We start from the raw sequence: 25,415 nt of genomic DNA on the forward strand, positions 1-25,415 counted from the left end.
GCGTCCCGGTGAGTCGCGCCGCGGGTCGCCGCATCCGCTGACGCCGCTCCCATCCCGCTTCGCCCCGGTCGCCTTCGCGCGACCGGAGGCGTCACTCTCCGGAGTTTCCCGTGCGCATCCTGTTGCTGTCCACTGCCGACACCGACCTGCTGGCCGCCCGCGCCAGCGACGCCGACTACCGGCTCGCCAACCCCGCGCGGGTCGCCGCCGACGCGGTGCCCGCGCTCGTCGACGGCGTCGACCTCGCCGTCGTACGCCTGCTCGGCGGCCGGCAGACGTGGCCGGACGGGCTGGCCGCCGTGCTGGCCAGCGGCGTCCCCACGGTGGTGCTCGGCGGTGAGGCGCTGCCCGACGCGGAGCTGATGGCGGTCTCCACAGTGCCGTCCGGTGTGGTCACCGCGGCGCTCGCGTACCTGGTCGAGGGCGGCCCGGCGAACCTGGGCCGGCTGGCCCGGTTCCTGTCCGACCGGGTGCTGCTCACCGGCGAGGGCTTCGCCCCGCCCGCGCCCACCCCGGCCTACGGCGTGCACGGCGATCCGGAGATCGTCCCCGGCCGGCCCACCGTGGGGATCGTCTTCTACCGCGCGCACGCGCTCGCCGGCAACACCGGCTTCGTCGACGTGCTCGCCGACGCGGTACGGACCGCCGGCGGGAACCCGCTGCCGATCTTCTGCGGCTCGCTGCGCGGGTTGACCACCGGCGCCGGTCCGCTCGGACTCTTCGGCCGGTGCGACGCGCTGCTGGTCACCGTGCTCGCCGCCGGCGGAGCGGTGGCCGCTGACGCCTCCGGTGGCGGCGACGAGGACGCCTGGGACGTCGGCGCCCTCGCGGCGCTGGACGTGCCGGTCATCCAGGCCCTCTGCCTCACCAGCACCCGCGAGCAGTGGGCGGGCAGCGACGCCGGACTGTCCCCGCTGGACGCCGCCATGCAGGTGGCCATCCCCGAGTTCGACGGCCGGATCATCACCGTGCCGTTCTCGTTCAAGCGGATCGACGCCGACGGGCTCTCGGTCTACGCCGCCGACCCCGACCGGGCCGCCCGGGTGGCCGGCATCGCGGTCCGCCACGCCCGGCTACGACACGTGCCCGCCACCGACAAGCGCGTCGCGGTGGTGCTCAGCTCGTACCCGACCAAGCATTCCCGGGTCGGCAACGCGGTCGGCCTGGACACCCCGGCCTCCGCCGTCCGGCTGTTCGCGGCGATGGCCGACGCCGGCTACCACCTGGGCGACGCCCCGCCACCCGACGACGGCGACGCCCTGATCCATGCGTTGATCGCCGCGGGCGGCCACGACGTGGAGTGGCTCACCCCGGAGCAGCAGCGCGCCGCCGAGGCCCGGATACCGGGGCGCACGTACCGGCGGTGGTTCGACGAGCTGCCCGCCGCGCTGCGCGAGCGGATGCGGGAGCACTGGGGCGAGCCACCCGGCGAGCTGTACACCGAGGGTGGGGACATCGTCCTGGCCGGGCTGCGCTTCGGCAACGTGGTGCTGCTGATCCAGCCGCCGCGCGGCTTCGGGGAGAACCCGATCGCCATCTACCACGACCCGGACCTGCCGCCCAGCCACCACTACCTGGCCGCGTACCGCTGGCTCGGCGCGCCGGTCGCCGACGGTGGGTTCGGCGCGGACGCCGTGGTGCACCTGGGCAAGCACGGCACCCTGGAATGGCTGCCCGGCAAGGGCCTCGGCCTGGCGGCCGACTGCGCCCCCGACGCGGTGCTGGGCGACCTGCCGCTGGTCTATCCGTTCATCGTCAACGATCCCGGTGAGGGCACCCAGGCCAAACGGCGTGCCCACGCTGTCGTGGTCGACCACCTGGTGCCGCCGATGGCCCGCGCCGAGACCTACGGAGACCTGGCCAGACTGGAGCAACTGCTCGACGAGTACGCCACCGTGCAGGCCCTCGACCCGGCCAAGGCGCCGACCGTGCGGGCGCAGATCTGGGACCTGGTCCGCGCCGCCGAACTGCACCACGACCTGCACACCGAGGCGATGCCCGCCGCCGACGACTTCGACGACTTCGTGCTGCACCTCGACGGCTACCTCTGTGAGGTCAAGGACGTGCAGATCCGCGACGGGCTGCACGTCCTCGCCGCCGCCCCCACCGGCGAACCGCGGGTCAACCTGGTCCTCGCGGTGCTACGCGCCCCACAGGTCTGGGGCGGCACCCGTGCCCTGCCCGGCCTGCGGCAGGCCCTCGCCGGCGCGTACGGTCTCGACGAGCAGGAGCTGCTCGCGTCGCCGGGGCGGCGGATGGCCCTGCCGGCCGCGCTGACCGAGGTCGTCGACGGGCCGTCGGTCACCGCCGCCGACGCCGTCGACCTGATCGAGGCGCTGGCGCGCCGGCTGGTGGTCGGCATGGAGACCCTCGGCTGGGACGCCGACGCGGTCGAGGCGGTGGTCACGGAGGTGACCGGCCGGGCCGTCCCGGACGCCGCCGCGGTGCTCCGCTTCGCCGCCACCGAGGTGGTACCCCGCCTGGCGCGGACCACCGACGAGCTGACCAACACCCTCGGCGCCCTGGACGGCCGGTTCGTGCCGCCCGGCCCGTCCGGCTCGCCCACCCGAGGGCTGGTCAACGTGCTGCCCACCGGTCGCAACTTCTACTCCGTCGATCCCAAGGCCATTCCCAGCCGCAACGCCTGGGACGTCGGCACGGCGCTGGCCGACTCGCTGCTCGCGCGGTACCTCGCCGACACCGGCGCGTACCCCCGGTCGGTGGGGTTGTCCGTCTGGGGCACCAGCGCCATGCGGACCCAGGGCGACGACATCGCCGAGGTGCTGGCCCTGCTCGGCTGCCGACCCGTGTGGGACGACCGGTCGCGGCGGGTCACCGGTGTCGAGGTGGTGCCGACCGTGGAACTGGGCCGGCCCCGCGTCGACGTCACGGTCCGCATCTCCGGGTTCTTCCGCGACGCGTTCCCGCACGTGGTGGCGCTGCTCGACGACGCCGTCCGGCGGGTGGCCGCGCTGGACGAGCCGGACACGGAGAACTTCGTCCGCGCGCACGTCGCCGCCGACCTGGCCGAGCACGGCGACGAGCGGCGGGCCACCGCCCGGATCTTCGGCTCCAAACCGGGCGCGTACGGCGCGGGACTGCTGCCGCTGATCGACGCCCGCACCTGGCGCAGTGACGCCGATCTCGCCGAGGTGTACGCGGTCTGGGGTGGCTACGCCTACGGCCGTGGTCTCGACGGGCGGGAGGCGCGGGCCGACATGGAACGCTCGTTCGCCCGGATCGCGGTGGCCGTGAAGAACCAGGACACCCGCGAGCACGACATCGTCGACTCCGACGACTACTTCCAGTACCACGGCGGGATGGTGGCGACGGTCCGCCACCTGACCGGCGCCTCGCCGGAGGCGTACGTGGGCGACTCGGCGATGCCGCACGACGTGCGCACCCGGACGCTGGGCGAGGAGACCCGGCGGGTGTTCCGGGCCCGGGTGGTCAACCCGAAGTGGATCGCCGCCATGCGCCGGCACGGCTACAAGGGCGCGTTCGAGCTGGCCGCCACCGTGGACTACCTGTTCGGCTACGACGCCACCGCCGGGGTGGTCGACGACTGGATGTACGAGCACCTGGCCGCCGCCTACGTCTTCGACGACACCACCCGTGACTTCCTGGAGCGGTCCAACCCGTGGGCGTTGCGCGGCATCACCGAGCGGCTGCTGGAGGCCGCCGACCGGGGGCTGTGGGCCGAACCGGAGCCGGCGACCCTGGACCGGCTCCGCGACACGTACCTCGCCAGCGAGGGTGACCTGGAGGAACGCGCATGAGCACCTACCCGTTCAGCGCTGTGCTCGGCATGGCCGACATGCGGCTGGCGCTGCTGCTCAACGCCGTCTCCCCGGCGATCGGCGGGGTGCTGGTGCGGGGCGAGAAGGGCACCGCCAAGTCCACCGCCGTACGGGCCCTCGCCACACTGCTGCCGCCGGTGCGGCGGCTGGCGGGCTGCCGGTTCGGGTGCGATCCGGCCGCGCCGGACCCGGCCTGCCCGGACGGTCCGCACCCCGCCGGCGCCGCCGCCGAGACCGCTCCGGCCCGGCTGGTCGAGCTGCCGGTCGGCGCCGCCGAGGACCGGGTGGTCGGCTCGCTGGACCTGGAGCGGGCCCTCGGCGAGGGGGTACGCGCCTTCGAACCGGGCCTGCTGGCCGCCGCGCACCGTGGCGTGCTCTACGTCGACGAGGTGAACCTGCTGCACGACCATCTGGTCGACCTGCTGCTCGACGCCGCCGCGATGGGTCGCAACCACGTCGAGCGGGAGGGCGTCTCGGTCAGCCACGCCGCCCGGTTCCTGCTGGTCGGCACGATGAACCCGGAGGAGGGTGAGCTGCGCCCGCAGCTCCTCGACCGGTTCGGGCTCACCGTCGAGGTGGGCGCCAGCCGGGACCCGGCGGTCCGCGTCGAGGTGGTCCGTCGCCGGTTGGCCGCCGACGCCGACCCGGCCGGCTTCGCCGCCCGCTGGGCCGAGGCCGACGCGCGGACCGCCCGACAGGTGGCCGTCGCGCGGCAGCGGCTCGCCCGGGTGCGACTGCCGGATTCCTCGCTGCGCCAGATCGCCGAGGTCTGCGCGTCGTTCGACGTGGACGGGATGCGCGCCGACATCGTCACCGCCCGTACCGCGATGGCGCACGCCGCCTGGCACGGGCGGGACCGGGTGACCGTCGACGACGTGCGGGTGGCCGCCCGGCTGGCCCTGCCGCACCGGCGTCGCCGCGACCCGTTCGACACTCCCGGCCTGGACGACAAGCGCCTCGACGAGGCGTTGCAGCGCGCCCAGGACGAGCACCCCGACGACCCGGACGACGGCGGCCCCGACGGCGACGGCCCGCGGGGCGGCGGTCCGGGCGGTTCCGGCGGTCCGGGCGGTTCCGGCGGTCCGGGCGGTCCCGGCGGTCCGGGCGGTTCCGGCGGTCCGGGCGGTCCCGGTGGGGCGGCGGGGGACGGTCCCGGCTTCGGCGGGGGCGGCCCGGACGGGCGCGGCGGAGACCCGGCGGCCGGGGACGGTCGTGGTCCCGACGGGGCCGGCCCGGGGCGGCACGGTTCCGGCGGGCGCGAGACCGTCGACGCCGAGCGTCGTGGACCCGACGCCGACCGGGGCGGACCCGACGGAGAGCCGTCCGCCGGGGACGGGTCGCACGGTCCCGCCGGACGGCCGGCGGACGGCCGGCCCGGGTGGGCCGAGGGCGGCGGGCCCGGCGACGGCGACGTCGACGACCAGCGTCGTGGTCGGCCGCGTCCGGGCGACGCCGCCGCCGGTCAGCCGGTGGCCGTACCCCGGGGTGGGCTGACGGCGCGGCTGCTCACCGCGCCCGGGGTGGGGGACGGGGTGCCCGGTCGGCGGTCCCGCGCCCGCACCGGGCGGGGCCGCACCACGGGCGCCCGGGTGCCGGCCGGTCGGGTGGCCGCGCTGCACCTGCCGGCCACGGTCCGCGCGGGCGCGCCGCACCAGGCGGCCCGGGGTCGGCTCACCGGCCCACTGCGGCTGCGCCCGGACGACGTGCGCGAGGCGGTCCGCGAGGGACGCGAGGGCAACCTGGTGCTGTTCGTGGTGGACGCCAGCGGGTCGATGGGCGCCCGCGAGCGGATGACGGCGGTCAAGGACGCCGTGCTCGCCCTGCTCACCGACGCGTACCAGCGGCGGGACAAGGTGGCGGTGATCGCCTTCCGGGGTGACCGGGCACGCACCCTGCTGCCGGCCACCTCGTCGGTGCTGACCGCCTCGATCCGGCTGGCCGAGATGTCCACCGGTGGGCGTACCCCGCTGGCCGAGGGCCTGCTCGCCGCGGCCGACCTGCTGCGCCGGGAACGGCTGCGCGACCCGAGGCGCCGCCCGCTGGTGCTGGTCGTCACCGACGGTCGGGCCACCGCGGGCCGGTGCCCGCTGGAGCGGGCGGCCACGGCGGCGACGATGCTCGCCGCCACCGGCGTCCCCTGCGTGGTCGTCGACTGCGAGTCGGGTCCGGTCCGCCTGCGCCTGGCCCACCGCCTGGCCACCCAGCTCGACGCCCCCTGCCACCCGTTGCACGCGGTCACCCGGCCGCCCGCCCGCGGCCCTGCCCGTGCGTAGCGGACGACGCGCGCCCATGACCGACCGTCCGACCGGAGTGCCGACGAGGAGAGATCGCTGATGCCACAGGGGAAGCCGAGCACGGTGCCCGACGACGGGCTGACCACCCGGCAGCGGCGGCACCGGCCACTGCTCATCGTCCACACCGGACAGATGAAGGGGAAGTCGACGGCCGCGTTCGGGTTGGCGCTGCGGGCCTGGACCGCCGGCCTGCCGATCGGGGTGTTCCAGTTCGTCAAGAGCGCCAAGTGGCGGGTGGGGGAGGAGAACGCCTTCCGGGCGCTCGGCGAGGTGCACGAGCGCACCGGTCAGGGCTCATCCGTGGCCTGGCACAAGATGGGCGAGGGCTGGTCCTGGATCCAGCGCGACGGTACGGCCGACCACGCCGCCGACGCGCTGGAGGGCTGGCGGCAGATCCAGCGCGACCTGGCCGCCGAGCGGTACGGGCTGTACGTGCTGGACGAGTTCACCTACCCGATGAAGTGGGGCTGGGTGGACGTCGACGAGGTGGTCGCCACACTCGCCGACCGGCCCGGTTTCCAGCACGTGGTGATCACCGGACGGGACGCCGACCCCCGGCTGGTGGAGGCGGCCGACCTGGTCGCCGAACTGACGAAGGTCAAGCACCCGATGGACGCCGGTCAGAAGGGCCAGAAGGGTATCGAGTGGTGACCGGCCCGACGACGCCCTGGGCGCTGCCCCGGCTGGTGGTGGCCGCGTCGGCCAGCGGGCACGGCAAGACCACGGTGGCCACCGGGCTGCTCGCCGCGCTGCGCCGTCGTGGCCTGACGGTCAGCCCGCACAAGGTCGGTCCGGACTACATCGACCCCGGCTACCACGCGCTCGCCGCCGGCCGGACCGGCCGCAACCTCGACCCCTTCCTGGTCGGCGCGGACCGGATCGCCCCGCTGCTGCGGCACGGCGCGAGCGTCCCCACGCCCGCCGACGTCGCCGTGGTCGAGGGCGTGATGGGCCTGCACGACGGCGCCGTGGGCCGGGGCGACTTCGCCTCCACCGCGCACGTCGCCCGGCTGATCGACGCGCCGGTGCTGCTGGTGCTCGACACCACCGCGCAGGGTCGGTCGGCCGCCGCGCTCACCCTCGGCATGGCCGCCTTCGACCCGACGGTGCGCATCGGCGGGGTGATCCTCAACCGGGTCGGTTCGCCCCGGCACGAGACGCTGCTGCGCGACGCGCTCGCCGAGGTGGGCGTGCCGGTGCTCGGGGCGGTCACCCGGGCCGCCGAGGTGGCCGCCCCGGCCCGGCACCTGGGGCTCGTCCCGGTCGCCGAGCGGGCGCCCGAGTCGCTCGCGATCGTCGCGGCCCTCGCCGAACTGGTCGAGTCCACGGTGGACCTGGACGCCGTGCTCGACCTGGCCCGCACCGCCGCCCCGCTGCGGGTGCCCGCCTGGGATCCGGTCGCCGCCGTCGGCGGCCCGGCCGGCGGGGACCGTCCGCTGGTCGCGGTCGCCGGTGGTCCGGCCTTCACCTTCTCGTACGCGGAGACCACCGAACTGCTCACCGCGGCCGGCGCCGACGTGGTCACCGTCGACCCGCTGCGTGACCCGGCGCTGCCCGCCGGCACCCGCGCGGTGATCGTCGGGGGCGGTTTCCCCGAGGCGTACGCGGAGGCGCTGGCCGGCAACGCCACACTTCGTGCCGAGGTGGCCGCCTTCGACGGCCCGATCGTCGCCGAGTGCGCCGGGCTGCTCTACCTCGGCCGGTCCCTGGACGGCGCGCCCATGTGCGGCCGGCTCGACCTGACCGCCCGGATGACCGGTCGGCTGACCCTCGGCTACCGGGAGGCGGTCGCCGCCGCGAACTCCCCGGTGGCCCGGACCGGCGACGCGGTACGCGGCCACGAGTTCCACCGCACCACCACCGACCCCGGCCACGGCGAGCGGCCGGCGTGGCGCTGGAACGGCGCGGCGCACGGCTTCGTGGCCGGCCGGGTGCACGCCTCCTACCTGCACACCCACTGGGCCGGCCATCCGGACGCCGCCCGGCGCCTGGTCGAGGCGTGCCGATGACCGCCGGAACCGGAGCCGCCGCGCCGGTCGACGCGGTGCTGACCGGGGTCGGCGTCGGGCCCGGCGACCCGGAACTGCTCACCCTCAAGGCGGTGCGGGTGCTGCGCGCGGCCGACCTGGTCTTCGTACCCGTGATGGCGGACCGGACCGCGGACGGCGCGGACCCGGCCGAGGGCACGGGGCGGGCCGAGCGGACCGTGCTGGCGCACGTCGGGGCGGACCGGCTGCGCCGGCTGCCGTTCGCCCTGGACGACCGGGGCGGGGTGAGCCCCCGGCGCGCGGCGGCCTGGGACGCCGCCGCCCGCGTGGTGGTCGAGGCGGTCGACGCCGGGGCGCGGGCGCTCGCCTTCGCCACCATCGGCGACCCCAACGTCTACTCCACCTTCGGCTACCTGGCGCAGAGCGTCCGCGCGCTGCGCCCGGCGGTGCGGGTCGCCACCGTGCCCGGCATCACCGCCATGCAGGAGCTGGCCGCGCGCAGCGGCACCCCGCTCTGCGAGGGACGCGAGCCGCTGACCCTGCTCCCGGCGACCGCCGGGCTGGCGCTCTTCGCCGACGCGCTGGCCGGCCCCGGCACCGTGGTCGCCTACAAGGGCTGGCGGCGGCACCCGGAGCTGGTCGGGGAGCTGCGCCGGCAGGGCCGCCTCGGCGACGCCGTGCTCGGGTGCGGCCTCGGGCTGCCCGACGAGCGGATCGGCGCGGTGGACGACGCCGCGCACGACCTGCCGTACCTGTCGACGCTGCTGGTTCCCGCCCGCCGGGACCGCCGAGGAGGAAAACTGTGACCAGCTCCGGAAAGGTGTGGTTCGTCGGGGCCGGCCCCGGCGCGGCGGACCTGTTGACCCTGCGGGCGGCCCGGGTGATCGCCGACGCCGACCTGGTGATCTGGGCGGCCAGCCTGGTGCACGCCGACGTGCTCGGCCACGCCCGCGCCGACGCGGAGATCGTGGACTCGTCGCAACTGCCCGTCGAGGGAGTGCTGCCGCTGTACGAGCGGGCCGCGCGGCGCGGGCTGACGGTGGCCCGGATCCACTCCGGCGACCCGGCGCTCTGGGGCGCGGTGCAGGAGCAACTGGACCTGTGCCGGGCGCTCGGTCTGGCCGTCGAGATCGTTCCCGGCGTCTCGTCGTTCACCGCCGTCGCCGCGATCGCCGGACGCGAACTGACCGTCCCCGAGGTCGCCCAGTCGGTGATCCTCACCCGTCTCGAAGGCGGCAAGACCCCGATGCCGCCCGGCGAACGGGTCCGCGACTTCGCCCGGCACGGCACCACGATGGCGCTGTTCCTCTCCGCCGCACGGTCCGGCCAGGCGCAGGCCGAGCTGCTGGCCGGCGGCTACCCGGCGGACACCCCGGCGGTGGTCGCGTACCGGGCGACCTGGCCGGACGAGCTGGTGGTGCGCTGCACGGTGGGCACCCTGGCGGCGACGGTCAAGGAGCACCGGCTCTGGAAGCACACGCTCTTCCTGGTCGGGCCGGCGCTGGCCGCCGCCGGGACGCGTTCCCACCTCTACCACCCCGGGCACTTCCACACCTACCGGCGCGCGGAGCCGGCCGCCCGGGCTGAACTGCGCCGCCGCGCCGCGGCCCGCCCCACCGGGCCGACGGACGGTTCCCGGTGACGTACCCGGAACCGCCGCTGCGGGAGCCGGACCTGCCGCGTACCGCGAAGGTGCGGCCCACCGCGTTACGTACCGGCTGGACCACCGGGGCCTGCGCGACGGCCGCGGCGAAGGCCGCGGTGACCGCGCTGGTCACCGGCGTGCGGCAGCCCGAGGTGGAGATCGGGCTGCCGGCCGGCCGACGGGTCCGCTTCCCGGTCGCCCGCTGCGAGCTGACCGGCGTCCCGCCACGGCGCGCCGAGGCGGTCGTGGTCAAGGACGCCGGTGACGACCCGGACGTCACCCACGGCGCGGAGCTGACCGCCACCGTCGACTGGACCGACGCCCCCGGGCTGCGCCTGGCCGGCGGGCCGGGCGTGGGCACCGTCACCAAACCCGGCCTGGGGCTCGCCGTGGGCGGCCCGGCGATCAACGACACCCCACGCCGCATGATCGACGCGGCGGTGGCCGAGGTGGTCGACCTGGCCGAGGTCGGCGTCCAGGTGGTGATCAGCGTCCCCGGCGGCGAGATCATGGCCCGCAAGACCACCAACCGGCGGCTCGGCATCCTCGGCGGCATCTCGATCCTCGGCACCACCGGGATCGTCCGGCCCTTCTCCACCGCCTCCTGGCGGGCCAGCGTCGTGCAGGCCGTGCACGTCATGGCCGCGCAGGGCGAGCGGACCGTGGTGCTCTGCACCGGTGGGCGTACCGAGCGGGCCGCCCGCGCGCTGCTGCCGGAGCTGCCCGAGGTCTGCTTCGTCGAGGTCGGTGACTTCACCGGCGCGGCGGTCCGGGCCGCCGCCGCCGTCGGCCTGACCGGCGTGGTGTTCGTCGGCATGGCCGGCAAGCTGGCCAAGCTCGCCGCCGGCGTCCTGATGACCCACTACACCCGCTCGGCCGTGGACCTGTCGCTGCTCGGCGCCGTGACCGCCGAGGCCGGGGGCGACCCGGCACTGGTCGCCACCGTGACCGGGGCGAACACCGGCCGGCACGCGTACGAGCTGTGGGAGGCCGCCGGGCTGCTCGGCCCGGCCGGGGACCTGCTCTGCCAGCGGGTCCGGCAGGTGCTGCTGCGCTTCGCCGGGCACGCCGTCACGGTGGACGTGGCGATGGTCGACTTCGCCGGGAGTCGCACGGTCGCCGCCACCGGCCGGTGGGCGCGATGAGCACGGTGACAGTGGTCGGCCTGGACGCGGCCGGTGCGCCGGCGCATCCCGCCCTGACACCGGCGCTCGCCGCCGCCGGGCTGGTCGTCGGCGCGGCCCGGCACCTGGCCGCGGTGCCCGTGCCGCCCGGCGCGGCCACCGTCGTCCTCGGGCCGCTCGCCCCCGCCGTGGACCGGCTGGCCGCCGCCGTCGCCGCCGGCGTACCGGCCGTGGTGCTGGCCAGCGGCGATCCCGGCCTGTTCGGCATCGTCCGCCGGCTGCGCGCGGCCGGGCTGCCACTGCGGGTGGTGCCGGCGGTGTCCAGCGTGGCCGCCGCGTTCGCCCGCGCCGGGCTGCCCTGGGACGGCGCCGCGGTGGTCACCGCGCACGGGCGGGACCCGCGGCCGGCGTTGAACGCCTGCCGGGCGCTGCCACTGGTGGCGGTGCTCACCGCCCCCGGCGCCGGGGCCGCCGAGCTGGGCGCCGGGCTGGTCGGCTGGTCCCGCCGGCTGCTGGTCGCCGAGCACCTGGGCACCGACGCCGAACGGATCCGCGAGGTCACCCCGGCCCAGGCCGCCGCCGGGACGTGGGCCGACCCGCACGTGCTGCTCAGCGTCGCCGCGCCCGATTCCGGCGGGATGCGGTGGGACAACCAGCCGGCCGCCGCGCCGGTCGACGGGTGGGCCCTGCCGGAGAGCGCCTACGCCCACCGCGACTCCATGATCACCAAGTCGGAGGTACGCGCCCTCGTCGTAGCCCGGCTGCGGCCCCGGCTGGGCCGGCTGGTCTGGGACGTCGGCGCGGGCAGCGGATCGGTCGGCGTCGAGTGCGCCCTGCTCGGTGCGGCGGTGCTCGCCGTCGAGCGGGACGCCGGGGCCGCCGACACGATCCGGGCCAACGCCGCCGCGCACGCCGTCGACGTACGGCTGGTCGTCGGGCGTGCCCCGGCGGTGCTGGCGGGCCTGCCCGACCCGGACGCGGTCTTCGTCGGCGGCGGGGGCACCGACGTCCTCGCCGCCGTGCTGGCCCGCCGCCCCGACCGGGTGGTGCTCACGCTGGTCGCCCTGGACCGGGTCGCGCCGGCCATGGCGCTGCTGCGCGCCGCCGGCTACCGGGCCGGGGGCAGCCAGCTCTCCGCCGCCCGCCTCGCCGACCTGCCCGGCGGGTCGATCCGTCTCGCGGCCACCAACCCGGTGGTCGTCCTCACCGGGGAGCGCACGTGCACCACCTGACCTCGCACGCCCGGATCGGGCTCGTCGCGGCCACCGCCGCCGGCCGACGCCACGCCCGGACCGTCGCCGCCGCCTGGCCGCACGCCCGGCTGGTGCCGGGGGAGAATTTCGCCGACGCACTGCGAACGGCCTGGTCCGACTGCGACGCGGTGATCGCCTTCCTGGCCACCGGCGCGGTGGTCCGGATCCTCGCGCCGCTGCTCGGCGACAAGCGCACCGACCCGGCCGTCGTGGTCGTCGACGAGGCGGCCCGGCACGCCGTGGCGCTGCTCGGCGGGCACGCCGGCGGCGGCAACGCCCTCGCCGAGGCGGTCGGCGCGCTGGTGGACGCCCGGCCGGTGGTCACCACCGCCACCGACGCGGTCGGCCTGCCCGGCCTGGACACCCTGGGCTGGCCGGTGGAGGGGGCCGTCGCCGCGGTCTCCCGGGCCGTGCTGGACGGCGAACCGGTCCGGCTGGTCGCCGACGCCGACTGGCCACTGCCCGCCCTGCCGCCGAACGTCCGCCCGTCCGCCGCGGACGTCGCCGGCGTCGCGGACGTCGCGGACGTCGCGCCGGCCGGCTACCGGCTGCTGGTCACCGACCGGCTGGTGCCGCCGGACGATCGGACCGCCGTGCTGCGACCCCCGTCACTGGTCGCCGGCGTCGGGGCCAGCCGGGGCGTGCCCGCCGACGAGGTGCGCGAGCTGCTGCACCGGGAGCTGACGTCGGCGGGGCTCAGTCCGGCCAGCCTGCGCTGCCTGGCCAGCGTCGACGTCAAGGCCGACGAGGCGGGCATCGTGGCGACCGCGGACGCGCTGGGCGTACCGCTGGTGACGCATCCGGCGGTGACGCTGGCGGCGGTCGACGTGCCGCACCCCAGCGAGGTGGTGCGCGCCGCGGTCGGCACACCCAGCGTCGCGGAGGCCGCCGCGCTGCTCGACGTCGACGGCCGGTCCGGCGACGCCGAACTGCTGGTGCCCAAGACGGCGTCCGCGATGGCCACCGTGGCGGTGGCCCGGCACACGCCGCGCGGCCGGCTGGCCGTGGTCGGGCTCGGGCCGGGCGCCGCCGACCTGCGGACCCCCCGCGCGGTCGCCGAGCTGCGCCGGGCGGCCGTGGTGGTCGGCCTGGACCAGTACGTCGACCAGGTGCGCGGCGTGCTGCGCCCGGGCACCCGCGTGCTGGCCAGCGGGCTGGGCGCGGAGGAGGCCCGGGCCCGGGCCGCCGTCGCCGAGGCCGCCGCCGGACGGGCGGTCGCGCTGATCGGCTCCGGCGACGCCGGGGTGTACGCGATGGCCAGCCCGGCCCTGGAGTACGCCGACGAGCGGATCGACGTGGTCGGCGTGCCCGGGGTGACCGCGGCGCTGGCCGCCGGCGCGCTGCTCGGCGCCCCGCTCGGCCACGACCACGCGTACCTGAGCCTGTCCGACCTGCACACCCCCTGGAAGGTCATCGAGCGGCGGGTGACCGCCGTGGCCGAGGGCGACTTCGTGGCGCTGTTCTACAACCCGCGCAGCCGGGCCCGTGACTGGCAGCTCGGCCGGGCCCTGGCGATCCTCGCCGCGCACCGCTCACCGGACACCCCGGTCGGCGTGGTGCGCAACGCCAGCCGCGCCGGCGAGCGGGTGCACCTGGCCACCCTGGCCACCCTCGATCCGCAGGTGGTCGACATGTTCAGCGTGGTCGTCGTGGGCAGCAGCGACACCCGCCTGGTCGCCGGTCGGATGGTCACGCCCCGGGGGTACCGGTGGCGCTCGTGACCATCGGCGCCTGCCAGGGCTGCGGCGCCTGCCTGCTCACCTGTCCCACGCACGCGATCCGGCCGGTGGCCGGCGGCCTGACCGTCCGGGCCGACCGCTGCACCGGCTGCCTGGAATGCGTGGAGATCTGCCCGGTGGACGCGATCCGGGTCACCGGTCCCGACGAACGTGGAGGAACCCGATGAGTACGACCGCCGTCAGCACCGCACCCCCGGTCGGCCGGTGGAGCCGCGCCGAACGGGTCCGCCTCGGCGGCATCGTGCTCGCCGTCGCCATGCTGCACGTCGCCGGCTGGAGCCTCTACCTGTACTGGAACAACCAGCCCGTGGCGGCCGGTGGGCTGGCCGGCGCCGGCACCCTGGCGTACGTGCTCGGGGTGCGGCACGCGTTCGACGCCGACCACATCGCCGCCATCGACGACACCACCCGGCTGATGCTGCTGCGCGGTCGGCGGCCGGTGGGCGTCGGCTTCTTCTTCGCCCTCGGGCACAGCGCGGTGGTGCTGCTGCTGGCCCTGGTCGTCGGCCTGGCCTCGACGAACCTCAGCGGCGCGGGGCTGGTGCGGGCCCGCGAGCTGGGCGCCACCGTCGCGATCGTCACCGCCACCGTGTTCCTGGCGCTGGTCGCGGTGCTCAACGCGGTGGTGTTGAGCGGGCTGGCCCGGCTGTGGCGCCGGCTGCGCCACGGTGGCCTGGACGAGCGGGAGCTGGACCTGCACCTGCTCAACCGGGGGCTCATGCAGCGGGTGCTCGGCGGTCGGGCCCGGGCGCTGGTGCGCTCCTCGTGGCACATGGCCCCGGTCGGTTTCCTGTTCGGCCTCGGCCTGGAGACCGCCAGCGAGGTGACCCTGCTGGCGCTGTCGGCGAGCACCGCCGCCGCCGGGGGCCTGCCGGTGCTGGCCCTGCTCACCCTGCCGCTGCTCTTCGCCGCCGGGATGTCCGCCATGGACACCGCGGACAGTCTGCTGATGAGCCGCGCCTACTCGTGGGCGTACCGGCAGCCGGCCCGACGGCTCTTCTACAACCTGGCCACCACCGCGATGACGGTGCTGGTGGGCGCCGTGGTGGCCAGCGTCTACCTGGCCGGGCTGCTGGTCGACCAACTCGGGATGACCGCGCTCGCCGGGTACGCCGCCGTCGCCGACCACTTCGAGCAGCTCGGGTACGTCGTGGTGGGCCTCTTCGTGGCCTCCTGGGTGGGCGCGGTCGCGCTGTGGAAGCTGCGCGGCTACGACCGCCGCTACGCCGGTACGCTGCCCGCCGGCACCGGGGAGCAGCCGTGAACCGGGTGGTGCACCCGATCGAGGCGGAGTCGTACCGGATCCTGCGCGAGCGGGTCGACCTCACGCACCTGCCGCCGCTGACCCGCGCGGTGACCGAGCGGGTGGTGCACGCCAGCGCCGACCTGGCGTACGTCGACGAGCTGGTCTGCGACGAGGCGGGCCTGGCGTCCGGGCTGGCCGCGCTGCGCGCCGGCGTGCCAGTGGTGACCGACGTGGCGATGGTCGCCGCCGGGATCACCCGGGCCGGCCTGGACCTGGTCTGCCCGGTCGCCGAGCCGGCCGCCGCCGAGCTGGGCCGGGCCGCCGGGATCACCCGGTCGGCGGCGGCCGTGCGGATCGCCCTGGACCGGGTCGGTCCGGGCGCGGTCTGGGTGGTCGGCTGCGCGCCGACCGCGCTTGTCGAACTGCTCACGCTGGCCGCCGCGCCGGCGCTTGTCGTCGGTATGCCGGTCGGCTTCGTCGGCGCCGCCGAGTCGAAGGCGGCGCTGCGGGCCAGCGGCCTGCCCGCCGTGTCCAACGTGGGGGAGAAGGGCGGTTCGGCGGTTGCCGCCGCCGCCCTCAACGCCCTGCTCTACATCGAGGAGATGCCATGACCGCTCTGGTCATCGTCGGGCACGGTACGCGCAGCGCGGCCGGGGTCGACCAGTTCGCCGCGCTCGTCGAGCGGGTTCGTCGACGCGGTGTCGTCGCAGACGTCGAGGGTGGCTTCATCGAGCTGTCCCGTCCGCCGCTGACCGACGCGGTGACCGCGTTGGCGCAGCGGGGACACCGGGCGCTGGTGGCGCTGCCGCTGGTGCTCACCGCCGCCGGGCACGGCAAGGGCGACATCCCCGCCGCGATGGCCCGCGAGCAGCAGCGCCACCCCGGGTTGACCTACCGCTACGGCCGTCCGCTGGGCCCGCATCCCCTGCTGCACGCCGCCATCGAGGAGCGGATCGACGCCGCGCTGGCCGGCGCCGACCGGGCCGGTACGTGGATCGCGTTGATCGGCCGGGGCTCCACCGACCCGGACGCCAACGCCGAGGTGGCGAAGGTCGCGCGGCTGCTCTGGGAGGGACGCGGTTACGCCGGTGTCGAGCCGGGGTTCATCTCCCTCGCGGAGCCGTCCGTGCCGGCGGTGCTGGAGCGGCTGCGCCGGCTCGGGGCGCGGCGGATCGTGGTGGCGCCGTACTTCCTGTTCGCCGGGGTGCTGCCGGACCGGATCGTCGCCCGGTCGACCGAGTTCGCCGCCGCGCACCCGGATCTGGACGTGCGGGTGGCCGAGGTGATCGGCGACTGCGACGCGCTGGCCGACCTGGTGCTCGAACGGCACGCCGAGGCGCTGGCCGGGGACATCCGGATGAACTGCGACACCTGCGCGTACCGGGTGTTGATGCCGGGCTTCGCCGACAAGGTGGGCCGTCCGCAGCGCCCGCACGACCACCCGGACGACCCGGTCGACGGTCACCACCACCACGGCCACGGCCACGGCCACCATCACCACCACGAGGCGACGGCGGGGTCGGTCGCGGTCGTCGGCGGCGGGCCCGGCCCGGACGACCTGATCACGGTACGCGGAAAGGCCCTGCTGGACGCCGCGGACGTGGTGGTGGTCGACCGGCTGGCCCCGCAGGGGCTGCTCGCGGGGCTGCGTCCCGCCGTGCTGGTGGTCGACGCGGCCAAGGTGCCCCGCGGTCCGTCGATGGCGCAGGACACGATCAACGCGGCGCTGGTGACGCACGCCCGCGCCGGCCGGCGGGTGGTCCGGCTCAAGGGCGGCGACCCGTACCTGTTCGGTCGCGGCCACGAGGAGGTGCGGGCCTGCGCGGAGGCCGGTGTGCCGGTGACCGTGGTGCCCGGCGTGAGCAGTGCGTTCGCCGCGCCGGCGCTGGCCGGTGTGCCGGTGACCCACCGGGGCGTCGCGCACGACGTCACCGTCGCCTCCGGGCACCTGCCGCCGGGTCACCCCGGCTCGCTTGTCGACTGGGCGGCGCTGGGCCGCGCCCGGGGCACGCTGGTGCTCCTCATGGCGGTGGACACCATCGCCAAGATCGCCGCCGTGCTGGTCGAGCACGGCCGGGCCCCGGAGACGCCGGTGCTCGCCGTGCAGGACGCCGGGCACCCCGGGCAGCGCGAGGTGCCGGCCCGGCTGGACGAGATCGGCGCGGTCGCCGCCCGGCAGGGTATCCGTCCGCCGGCCGTGTTCGTGGTGGGTCAGGTGGCCGCGCTGGGCTGACCGGCGGGCGGTGGGACGTGGGCGACGACCGCCCAGACCGCCGAACCCGCCGAGCAGGGCGATCCGGCTGTTCGACGGCGCCGGCGAGTCCGGCCCCGGGTAGACGTGCCAGTCGTCGATGTCGCCGTTGCCGGGACGAGGCGGAGCCGGACACCGGTCGACGGCGCGGACCGGGCCACCACCCGCCCGCCGTGCGGTGTTCCGGGGCACCCGGTCTCAGGTGGTCAGGGGCGTGAGGAACACCGTGGCGGTGCAGCTGATCGCGCCGACGTTCGTCACGGTCAGGGCGAGCTGGCGTTGGGTGGTGCCGTCCGGGTTGACCCGCTGCACGTACCAGGTGCGGGTGATCTCCATCTGGCACGGGTCGGTGAGCTGCGCGCCCCAGGGGGACAGGCCGAGCAGGTGGACGGCGGTGAGCGGGTTGGCGTTGTTCCAGGTCCAGGTGGACGAGCCGGCCGGGGCGAGGGTGCCGACGTACCAGGTGGTCGGCACGGACAACTGCGCCAGGCGGACCTGCGCGCCGCAGGTGACAGTGCCGATGTTGCGGATCACGAAGGCGAACTTGCGGACCGCGCCGGCCTCCTGGAGGTACCAGGTGCGGGTGATCTCGAGTTGACAGGCGGCTGCTCCGCTCGCGCCGTTCGGGCTCAGCCCGAGCAGGTAGGAGACCGTCGGCGCCACCTGCTCGACCCACCGGTAGTTGCCCGAGGTGCCGGGCGCGAGCGGCGCGATGGTCCAGTCGTACGTCGAGGTCTGGGCGGACAGCAGGACCGTCGTCGTGCAGGTGATGGCGCCGCTGTTGCGGAGCTGGAAGTGGAAGCGTCGTTCTCCGCCCGGCTGTTGCGAGTACCAGCGGCGGGTCACCTCGAACTGGCACGGCAGCCCGGCGTTCGCCCCGGTGGGGGAGAAGCCCACCTGGTACGCGACGGTGAGCGGGTTGGCGTTGTTCCACACCCAGCCCTGGGTGTCGCCGGGCGCCACCGGTCCGGTCGACCAGGACGCCGCCAGGCTGGCCCGGTTGGCGGAGTCGTGGATGCTGGTGGACCGCGTGTCCGTCGGCACGATGCGCTCGGACCGGGCGCCGCCGGCAGGGGAGCCGTCCGCCGGGCCCGCGACGGCGGGGGTGGCCGAGCCGGCCAGCATGAGCAGTACCAGCAACGCGCCGAGGCGCGCCCGCAAAGTCGATCCGCGCACTTGCCGCCCCCACCTGGTCTGCGTCACGTCGGTCCTCACGATCGCACGCCGGCCCGGACCGATCGTCGGATCGACCGAGACGGATAGATGACACCGACCGTGCGGCTCCGAACGGGACATGGGTCACGGACGTCACCGGCCGCCCGTGTCGGCGTACTAGATGATCATCGAGGGCAGCGGCCAGCGACGTAGCCGATACGGCAGCCAGACCAGCATGGTGCCCACCTGCACGACCAGGCCCTCGGCCGCGAAGTCGCGGGCGATGTCCAGGTCGATGTCGGAGATCGGAGCGCCTTCCATGACCTGTGCCAGCATCGCGAGATATGCCGGGTCGTCGATGGTCAGCAGGTTGAGCCGGCTGGACCGCCGGTCGCGGACCTGCACGAACCCCGGGCCGCGCCGGAAGGTGCACTTGTCGATGTAGTAGGACCGTCGCCACGCGTCGAGCGGCTCCTCGTCCCCGGCCGCCGGGGAGAGCTCGGCCGGCGGATAGAGGTGGCAGAAGACCCGCCAGTCCGCCCCGCCGTCGACCGGCAGCAGCAGCCGCCATTCGACGCCGATCCCGTGACTGGTCAGCTCCCGAACCAGCACCAGGCGGCGGACCGCGTCGCGGGACGCGGTGTCGTCCTCGACGGCCAGGTTCACCGGGTCGATCAGGGTGACGTGGCGGACGCCCGCGTCGAACCAGCCGGCGACGGCCTCGCCGGGGGACCCCTGCAGCTCGGTGACACCGAGGTCGATTCCGGGTACGTCGCCGACCTCGCGGTCGTGGTCGTGGGCGAGACGGACGGGCACGGGGGCCAGGGTGGGTCCGGCGATGGCCACTGTGGTTCTCCTCAGACGGTGGTCAGGGTGGCCGGCTCGGCCGACCGCATCTCGGCGTTGTCGGCCCCCGGCCGCGCGCCGACACGTTCCGGGTGCAGGTGGTCGATGCGCAGCAGGTGCTGGTTCATCGAGCGGGGCGCGACGTGCACGAACTGCCCGCCGTCGGTGAAGACGACCCCCAGTTCCCGCCAGCGTTCCAGGAGGGCCGCCAGTTCCGGTTCGGGGCGGGACAGCCGGCGGGCCAGGGAGCCCAGGCTGTGCGGCTGGTCGAGCAGCCGGAACGCGGCGACCTCCCCCGCGTCGGTCAGCCGGACGACGTGCCAGTCGAAGTGGCGACGGCGGCTGACCAGGACGATCTCGTGCCCGAGGTCGAGGTGGGTGAGACGGCTGCGGGCATACTCGTCCTGCCACTCGGTGACCGCCGCGTCGAGCCGGGCGGCCAGGTCGGTGCCGATGCCCCGCTGGGGGACGTCGAAGATGTACGCCAGGTTCATCAGTTCCGACTCGGGCAGGTCATAGTTCAGGAGGTACTGCGCAGCCGGTCGCAGCTCGCCGAAACCCAGCTCCGGCCGGTTGAAGTAGGGGCTGAACCGCTCGATGGCGATCCGGCTGCTGCCACCCGCCGGGGACAGGTGGTGCAGGGCCGGGAACTGCGCCAGGATGCTCTCGTAGTCCTCCCCGGTCTCGCCCGGGAAGCCGTAGAGGTAGTTCCAGGCGACGGTGATGCCGCTGGTCTCGGCGTCGCGCAGCATCCGCACGTTCAGGCAGCCGGTCACGCCCTTGTCCATGATCTTGAGTACCCGGGCGCTGAGGCTCTCGATGCCGGGCTGCACGCTCACCAGGCCGGCGTCGGCCAGCGCCTGCACCTGCGCGCCCTTCATGTTCGACTTGATCTCGTACTGCAACCGCAGGTCGTATCCGGACTCGGCAAGCCGAGGGAGGAGTGTCGACACGTAGCTCATGTCGAGGATGTTGTCGACCACGAACATGTCGAGCACCTGGTGCCGCTCGGCAAGCCCGATGATCTCGTCGTAGAACGCGCCCGGGTGCTTGCTGCGGAACTCCATGAACGATCCGTTCAGCCCGCAGAACGTGCAGTGGTGCTTCTCGCCCCACCAGCAGCCTCGCGCTCCCTCCACGACGAGTTTCGGCTCGACCCAGTTGCGGGCCCGGGACGCGGCGAGCCGCTCGAAGTAGCCGGTGTAGTCGGGGGAGACGATCTCGGCCGGCGGCAGCGGCTTCGTGCTCATCGGGTTCGCGGTCCGCCGGCCGTCGCGGTCCGTCCAGCACAGGCCCTCGACGGCAGCCAGGGCCCGGTCGCCGCCGGTCAGCGCCGCGAGCAGGCCGGGAAACGCCGCCTCGCCCTCGCCCCGCACGACCAGGTCGACGAAGGGGAAGTTGCGGTGCAGGGCCGCGCCCTGCTCGCCGTCGCAGTTGGCGCCGCCGAAGACGGTACGGATCGTCGGATCGAGCCGCTTGACGTGCTTGGCCGCCGCCAGCGCGGCGGTGTTCTGCTGGAAGGTGGAGGTGAAGCCCACCAGGTCCGGTCCCCGTTCGAGGATCCTGGCCGCGAGGTCGCCGATGAACTCGGGGGCGCAACGGTGCAGTTCGACGTTGAGCGCCAACTCCCGCTCGGACATCTGGTCGCGGACCCGGCTGGTGAACTCCTCCACCCGCCACTCCGGGTCGTCGTAGAGGGCCGAGGAGAAGACCCAGTCACCGCAGCCGGCGAAGTAGGTGAACAACGAGTAGTACTGGTAGTCGCGTAGCCCGAACTCGGTCCGGTCGACCACCCAGTCGACGTAGTCGAGGTTGGCGTGCAGGACCTCCACCTCGGCGTCCGGATACCTCCGGCGGACGCTGTTGGTGAGGATCCCCAACGCCAGGGACGGGACATCGATGGACGCCCACGGCATGTTGACCAGCAGAATCCGCACGTCGTCTCTCCTTGCTCACCATGCCTCGGGCAGGACGGTGGGGGGTGGGGGTGGAGTGGGACCGCAGGTCGCCGGCCGAGAGCCCGGACCGTCGGTCCCACTCCACCGTGCTGCGTCAGAAACTGACAGAGACCGTCACCGTCACGGAGACGTCGGAACGGCCCTGGTCGCGGTTGCCGCTGATCGGGTCGTTCTCGATGATGTTCTTACGCATGCTCTTCACCTCCCCTCGTCGTGGTAGTCCGTCAGGCCGCCGCCCGGTACGTCAGTCCCTCGGCCGCGCCATGGCGAGCGCGACCGGTGTCCCCTCGTTCCGTGCGCCGTCGAAGTGCTGCTGCATGAACATCAGCACCGCCTGCATCAGGGCGACGTGACCTCGAGCGTCGAAGTCCTCGTGCCCGGCTCGCGTCCGCAGCAGTTTCACCGGAACCCGCCGCCGCATGAGCGTTCCGGCGTACCGCTCCACCGGTGCCGGCGGGCACCGGACGTCGTCGGTGGCGACCGCGAGGAAGGTGGGCGCGCGTACCTGGTCGACGTAGCTGGCCGGGGACGATTCGGCGTACCGCTGGGGTACCTCGCCCGGGGTGCCGCCGAACAGCGCCGTGTCGAGCGCGCGGATCGCCGGGGTGGCCGCCTCGAAGGCTGCCGCGTAGTCGGCGATCGGGTTGATCGCCACCCCGAGCCGCCACAGCTCCGGCTGTCGGCCCAGGGCGAGCAGGGTCAGGTAGCCGCCCCACGAGCTTCCCCACAGCGCCACCCGGTGCGGGATGATCACACTCCGGTCGCTCAGGTGGGATCGGACCGCCGCGAGATCCTCGAGCTGGGTGAGCCCCACCCCGGCCCGGAAGTCGTTACGCCAGGCGGCACCGTAGCCACTGGACCCGCGGTAGTTGACCCGCACGACGGCGCAGCCGGCGCGGACCAGGACCTCGACCAGCGGTTCGTAGGCGTCCCGGGCGTGTTGGAAGGGCCCGCCGTGAACCAGGAAGACCGCGGGCAGCGGCCCGGTCCGGTCGGCGGGCGCGGCCACCAGCGCGTGGATCGGGCCGGCGGCTCCCGCCGCCCAGACCTCGCTCCGCCGGCAGAACTCGGCCAGCGACACCGCCTCGTCAGCCGGCCCGTCGTCCGGTCCCCGCGGCAACTCCAGCCCGGCGACCGAGCGGATCTGTGGCGGAGTGGTGGAGTCCGTCCAGACGTACGCCACGTCGCCGTCGGGCCAGACCGCCGCGTCCAGGATGCTGCCGGCCGGCGTGGGAACTCCCGTCAGCGTGCCGGTGGTCAGGTCGGCGCAGTGCAGGCGGCTGCCGGCGTGCCGGTCCTGCCGGACGAGGACCCGGTTCCCGTCCGGGTACCAACTCGCCGTGATCTCGGTGTCGAACCGCCACCGGTGCCGGCTCAGCCCGTCGGCCCGGGTCCACGTGGCGATCGCGTACTCGTCGTCCTCCTCGACGACCAGCAGCAGTCGGGCGGGGCCGGAACCGGGCGCGAAGCCCAGCGGCCAGATCCGCCGACCCGCACCCCCCGACAGCACCGCCACCGGTCCGCCGCGGGAGTCGAGGACCGTCGTCCCCTCCGGCGACGCGGCGTCCCGGCCGACCACGAGCAGGTCGCCGGTCGGATCCACGTCGACCAGATGGGCGTATCCGGACATCCGGGTGACCGGCGTGACCCTGCCGTCGGCGGTCCACCGGTACAGCGTCATGCCTTCCTCGTCGGAGAGGCCGACCATGGCCGTGCCGTCGGCGGTCATGGCGAGGCCGGCGGGCCGTGCCGGCGCGATCCCCGGCAGCGCCTCGGATGAGCGCTCCGGATGGTCGAAGTCGCTGATCCGCCACGCTCCGGTCCCGGTCAGGTCGTCGTCGAACCACCAGACAGCGGTGCCGGCGGGATCGACGGCCGCGCGGTTGGTGCCAGCCGCGCGGGCGGTGACCTGGTGGGCCACCCCGGCCGCCCGGTCCCAGGCGAAGACCTGGCAGCGACCGTCCGCGTCGCCGATGTAGGTGGCCCGGTGCGGTGCGTGCTCGGCCACCAGCGGCAGTGCCGGGTAGTAGACCCGGAAGGGGCGGGCCATCCTTCAGTCCTCCCTGACGGTCGGAGCGCTGGTGCGCAACCGCCGGACGTTGACTGTCGCGTATGCGGCGAGCAGGGCCGTGAGCACCGCGAGGGACAGGGCCGCGATGCCCGGGGCGTACCGGGCGGCCAGGGCGCCCGCGGCGATCGGCGCGAACACCCGCAGGACGTCACCGGTGGTGCCGATCACCGTCGCCACCCGCCCCTGGAAATGGTCGGGCGTGACGGTGATGGCGCGGGACTGGAAGACGATGGCCACGATGGGTGTGAGTAGGAAGATCAGTCCGAAGACGAGTCCGTAGCTCCAGGGTTGTCGGGCCACGGCCAGGAGCGCTACCAGGCCCACCGTCACCCAGGACACGACCGGGATGGCCACCACCGGGCGGACCCGACGCAGCACCCCGGGCGCGGCCAGTGCGCCGATCAGGCCGCCAACGCTGGCGATCGCCAGGATCAGGCCGATCGACACCGGCAGGTCGCCACGACGGCCGGTGACCAGGATGGTGTGGTAGACGAGCGCCCCGAGCACGAAATTGATTCCGGCGGCCCAGAACGTGACGAACCGCAGGAATTTTCGTCCCCACACGAAGCGGAGCCCGGCCCGGAGATCGGTGAGGAACGAATGACGTGCCGTCCGTTGTGGGGACAGATCCGTCCGGATGGCGGCGACACAGGCAGCGGCGATTAAATAGGTCATCACGTCGGCCAGGAACGGCATCCAGCGCGCCACCTGGAAAAGCGCGCCACCGAGCATTGGTCCGGCGATCCGCATGGCGTGGTTGCGCGCTTCGAGCCGGGCCAGTGCCTGCTTGTCGTCGGCGGGCAGCACTCGACGGATGGCCCCCGCGCCGGCCGATTCGTAGCCGGCCTGGGCCACCCCCTCGACGAACGCGGCGCCGGTCAGGACGGCGAGGGTGGCCGCGTCCGCCGCCAGCGTGGCGGTGACCATGCCGATCGCCCCGGCCGCCACCAGCAGTGCGGTGACCATCATGGCCTTGCGGGGCAACCGGTCCGCCAGGACTCCCGCCACCGGCGCGGTGACCAGCCGTCCGGCCAGACCGACGCCGCCGACCAGGCCGGCGGCGGTGGGCGAGCCGCTGATCGCCAGCGCCACCAGCGGGAGCACCAGACCGGAGGCCTGGGAACCGAGCAGGTTGACGCCGCCGGCGAGCCAGTAGAGGCGAAAGTCGCGGGACCGGGAGGAATCGAGTGTAAATGGCGATTCACGAGCCGAGGTGGCGGTCATCCTCGCGGTCGCTTCGATGGCACACGAATCTCCTACGGGCGAGCAGGAAGTAAGCGTTCAGGGCAATTTGTGGCGTTGATGGAAGCCATTGTCCTGATTGGTGGCCGAAAGGGGTCGAGCTGTATCCGCACGCTAACACTCGGTAGCGTGGCTGACAAGACAATCTCTCGGCCGGCACCAGGTTGCATCGGTTTAGCTCGATTGTTCCTTGGTGGCGAAATAGTCCTGAGTCGAATGGGTGCCCCACCCGGCCGGCGGGCACCGCGCCGTCGGCATGGTCCTGGAGTCCGCCGCCACCGGACGCCGGCGCCCCGGGCTCGGGCCTCCTGGGCCGACCCGGCGGTGCTGCGCGCCAGCGCGCGGACGAGCAGCCACACGTCCACGGCGGGCGCGAAAGCACAGATCGCCGGCACCGGCCACTCCGTCATTGACGAGTTGCCCGCGGCTGTCGTCCAGTAGCCGGTGGCATTCCTGGCTGATCTGCGAGAACGGGCGACCCGCGTCCGCGCGGCTCCCGTTCGGCGAAGGTGTGATTGAGCAATGCAGAAGAAGATGAGGGTACCGGCCCGTACTATCTTTCCCCGGTAGGCATTGATCAGCATGAAGCGACGCCTTGTCGCGGGCCGCGTTCCGTGGTGAGCGAGGGGTCGGCGTGTCGGGTCGGAAGGGCGAGTCTGGACGCCCTCGGCCAGTCGCTGGTGATCGCGCCCGCGTCGTACCGGATCGCGCTCCCGGCCGTGAGGCCCGGGCCCAGGGCGACGCCGATGCCCAGGGGCACCTCGATGCGCCCAGTGGCGACGCGATCCGGGCGCCGAGCCCGT

Annotated in this window: 17 protein-coding genes and 1 pseudogene; 13 read left to right on the forward strand and 5 right to left on the reverse strand. The window is 74.8% G+C overall.

The window, feature by feature from the left end; all coding sequences use genetic code 11:
- Positions 1-110 precede the first annotated feature (110 nt).
- The 13 genes and pseudogenes from cobN (at position 111) to cobA (ending at position 17,322) form a co-directional block, all read left to right on the forward strand.
- Complete coding sequence (cobN, locus tag C8054_RS03835) at positions 111-3,779, forward strand: cobaltochelatase subunit CobN (protein WP_107155309.1); 3,669 nt, start codon at positions 111-113, stop codon at positions 3,777-3,779.
- A complete protein-coding gene (locus tag C8054_RS03840) occupies positions 3,776-6,073 on the forward strand; it encodes a VWA domain-containing protein (RefSeq protein WP_107155310.1) in 2,298 nt (765 codons plus the stop codon). Before cobN ends, C8054_RS03840 begins: the two co-directional genes overlap by 4 nt.
- A gap of 60 nt (positions 6,074-6,133) precedes the next feature.
- Positions 6,134-6,745, forward strand: a complete 612-nt coding sequence (cobO, locus tag C8054_RS03845; protein WP_107155311.1) for a cob(I)yrinic acid a,c-diamide adenosyltransferase — start codon at positions 6,134-6,136, stop codon at positions 6,743-6,745.
- Positions 6,742-8,103, forward strand: coding sequence for a cobyrinate a,c-diamide synthase (locus tag C8054_RS03850; RefSeq protein WP_107155434.1), 1,362 nt, complete (start codon positions 6,742-6,744; stop codon positions 8,101-8,103). The genes cobO and C8054_RS03850 overlap by 4 nt, the downstream gene beginning before the upstream one ends.
- Positions 8,100-8,888, forward strand: a complete 789-nt coding sequence (cobI, locus tag C8054_RS03855; RefSeq protein WP_107155435.1) for a precorrin-2 C(20)-methyltransferase — start codon at positions 8,100-8,102, stop codon at positions 8,886-8,888. The genes C8054_RS03850 and cobI overlap by 4 nt, the downstream gene beginning before the upstream one ends.
- Complete coding sequence (cobM, locus tag C8054_RS03860) at positions 8,885-9,724, forward strand: precorrin-4 C(11)-methyltransferase (RefSeq protein ID WP_107155312.1); 840 nt, start codon at positions 8,885-8,887, stop codon at positions 9,722-9,724. The genes cobI and cobM overlap by 4 nt, the downstream gene beginning before the upstream one ends.
- The gene (locus C8054_RS03865; RefSeq protein ID WP_107155313.1) at positions 9,721-10,872 is read left to right on the forward strand and encodes a cobalt-precorrin-5B (C(1))-methyltransferase; all 1,152 of its coding nucleotides are present in this window, start codon (positions 9,721-9,723) and stop codon (positions 10,870-10,872) included. Before cobM ends, C8054_RS03865 begins: the two co-directional genes overlap by 4 nt.
- Positions 10,872-12,083 (forward strand): annotated as a pseudogene (gene cbiE / locus C8054_RS03870) (precorrin-6y C5,15-methyltransferase (decarboxylating) subunit CbiE); the annotation flags it as partial. The gene C8054_RS03865 and the pseudogene cbiE, both read left to right, overlap by 1 nt.
- On the forward strand, positions 12,071-13,825 hold the full coding sequence (gene cobJ, locus C8054_RS03875) for a precorrin-3B C(17)-methyltransferase (RefSeq protein WP_107155314.1): 1,755 nt from the start codon (positions 12,071-12,073) through the stop codon (positions 13,823-13,825). The pseudogene cbiE and the gene cobJ, both read left to right, overlap by 13 nt.
- A complete protein-coding gene (locus C8054_RS03880; RefSeq protein WP_107155315.1) occupies positions 13,813-14,010 on the forward strand; it encodes a DUF362 domain-containing protein in 198 nt (65 codons plus the stop codon). The genes cobJ and C8054_RS03880 overlap by 13 nt, the downstream gene beginning before the upstream one ends.
- Positions 14,007-15,107, forward strand: a complete 1,101-nt coding sequence (locus C8054_RS03885) for a HoxN/HupN/NixA family nickel/cobalt transporter (protein WP_233219483.1) — start codon at positions 14,007-14,009, stop codon at positions 15,105-15,107. Before C8054_RS03880 ends, C8054_RS03885 begins: the two co-directional genes overlap by 4 nt.
- Positions 15,104-15,700, forward strand: a complete 597-nt coding sequence (locus C8054_RS03890; RefSeq protein ID WP_107155317.1) for a precorrin-8X methylmutase — start codon at positions 15,104-15,106, stop codon at positions 15,698-15,700. Before C8054_RS03885 ends, C8054_RS03890 begins: the two co-directional genes overlap by 4 nt.
- Complete coding sequence (gene cobA / locus C8054_RS03895; protein ID WP_107155318.1) at positions 15,697-17,322, forward strand: uroporphyrinogen-III C-methyltransferase; 1,626 nt, start codon at positions 15,697-15,699, stop codon at positions 17,320-17,322. Before C8054_RS03890 ends, cobA begins: the two co-directional genes overlap by 4 nt.
- Positions 17,323-17,538: 216 nt before the next feature.
- Here cobA and C8054_RS03900 read toward each other — a convergent pair whose 3' ends face one another.
- The 5 genes from C8054_RS03900 to C8054_RS03920 form a co-directional block, all read right to left on the reverse strand.
- Entirely contained in the window at positions 17,539-18,516 is a 978-nt protein-coding gene (locus C8054_RS03900; RefSeq protein WP_146179855.1) for a hypothetical protein, read from the reverse strand.
- A gap of 156 nt (positions 18,517-18,672) precedes the next feature.
- Positions 18,673-19,311, reverse strand: coding sequence for a DUF5825 family protein (locus C8054_RS03905; protein ID WP_146179856.1), 639 nt, complete (start codon positions 19,309-19,311; stop codon positions 18,673-18,675).
- A gap of 41 nt (positions 19,312-19,352) precedes the next feature.
- Positions 19,353-21,278, reverse strand: a complete 1,926-nt coding sequence (locus tag C8054_RS03910; RefSeq protein WP_107155321.1) for a RiPP maturation radical SAM C-methyltransferase — start codon at positions 21,276-21,278, stop codon at positions 19,353-19,355.
- A gap of 265 nt (positions 21,279-21,543) precedes the next feature.
- The gene (locus C8054_RS03915) at positions 21,544-23,349 is read right to left on the reverse strand and encodes an alpha/beta fold hydrolase (RefSeq protein ID WP_107155322.1); all 1,806 of its coding nucleotides are present in this window, start codon (positions 23,347-23,349) and stop codon (positions 21,544-21,546) included.
- Between the two features lie 3 nt (positions 23,350-23,352).
- Entirely contained in the window at positions 23,353-24,594 is a 1,242-nt protein-coding gene (locus tag C8054_RS03920) for an MFS transporter (protein WP_107155323.1), read from the reverse strand.
- Positions 24,595-25,415: the final 821 nt, after the last annotated feature.

Source organism: Micromonospora sp. RP3T, from assembly GCF_003027925.1.
GTDB lineage: Bacteria > Actinomycetota > Actinomycetes > Mycobacteriales > Micromonosporaceae > Micromonospora.

What these genes read in the sequence shown, in the direction of transcription:
- cobO (WP_107155311.1), top strand. Translation starts at nt 6,134, where the DNA reads ATGCCACAGGGGAAGCCGAGCACGGTGCCCGACGACGGGCTGACCACC.
- cobA (WP_107155318.1), top strand. Translation starts at nt 15,697, where the DNA reads ATGACCGCTCTGGTCATCGTCGGGCACGGTACGCGCAGCGCGGCCGGG.
- cobI (WP_107155435.1), top strand. Translation starts at nt 8,100, where the DNA reads ATGACCGCCGGAACCGGAGCCGCCGCGCCGGTCGACGCGGTGCTGACC.
- C8054_RS03840 (WP_107155310.1), top strand. Translation starts at nt 3,776, where the DNA reads ATGAGCACCTACCCGTTCAGCGCTGTGCTCGGCATGGCCGACATGCGG.
- C8054_RS03920 (WP_107155323.1), bottom strand. Translation starts at nt 24,594, where the DNA reads ATGACCGCCACCTCGGCTCGTGAATCGCCATTTACACTCGATTCCTCC.
- C8054_RS03885 (WP_233219483.1), top strand. Translation starts at nt 14,007, where the DNA reads ATGAGTACGACCGCCGTCAGCACCGCACCCCCGGTCGGCCGGTGGAGC.
- C8054_RS03915 (WP_107155322.1), bottom strand. Translation starts at nt 23,349, where the DNA reads ATGGCCCGCCCCTTCCGGGTCTACTACCCGGCACTGCCGCTGGTGGCC.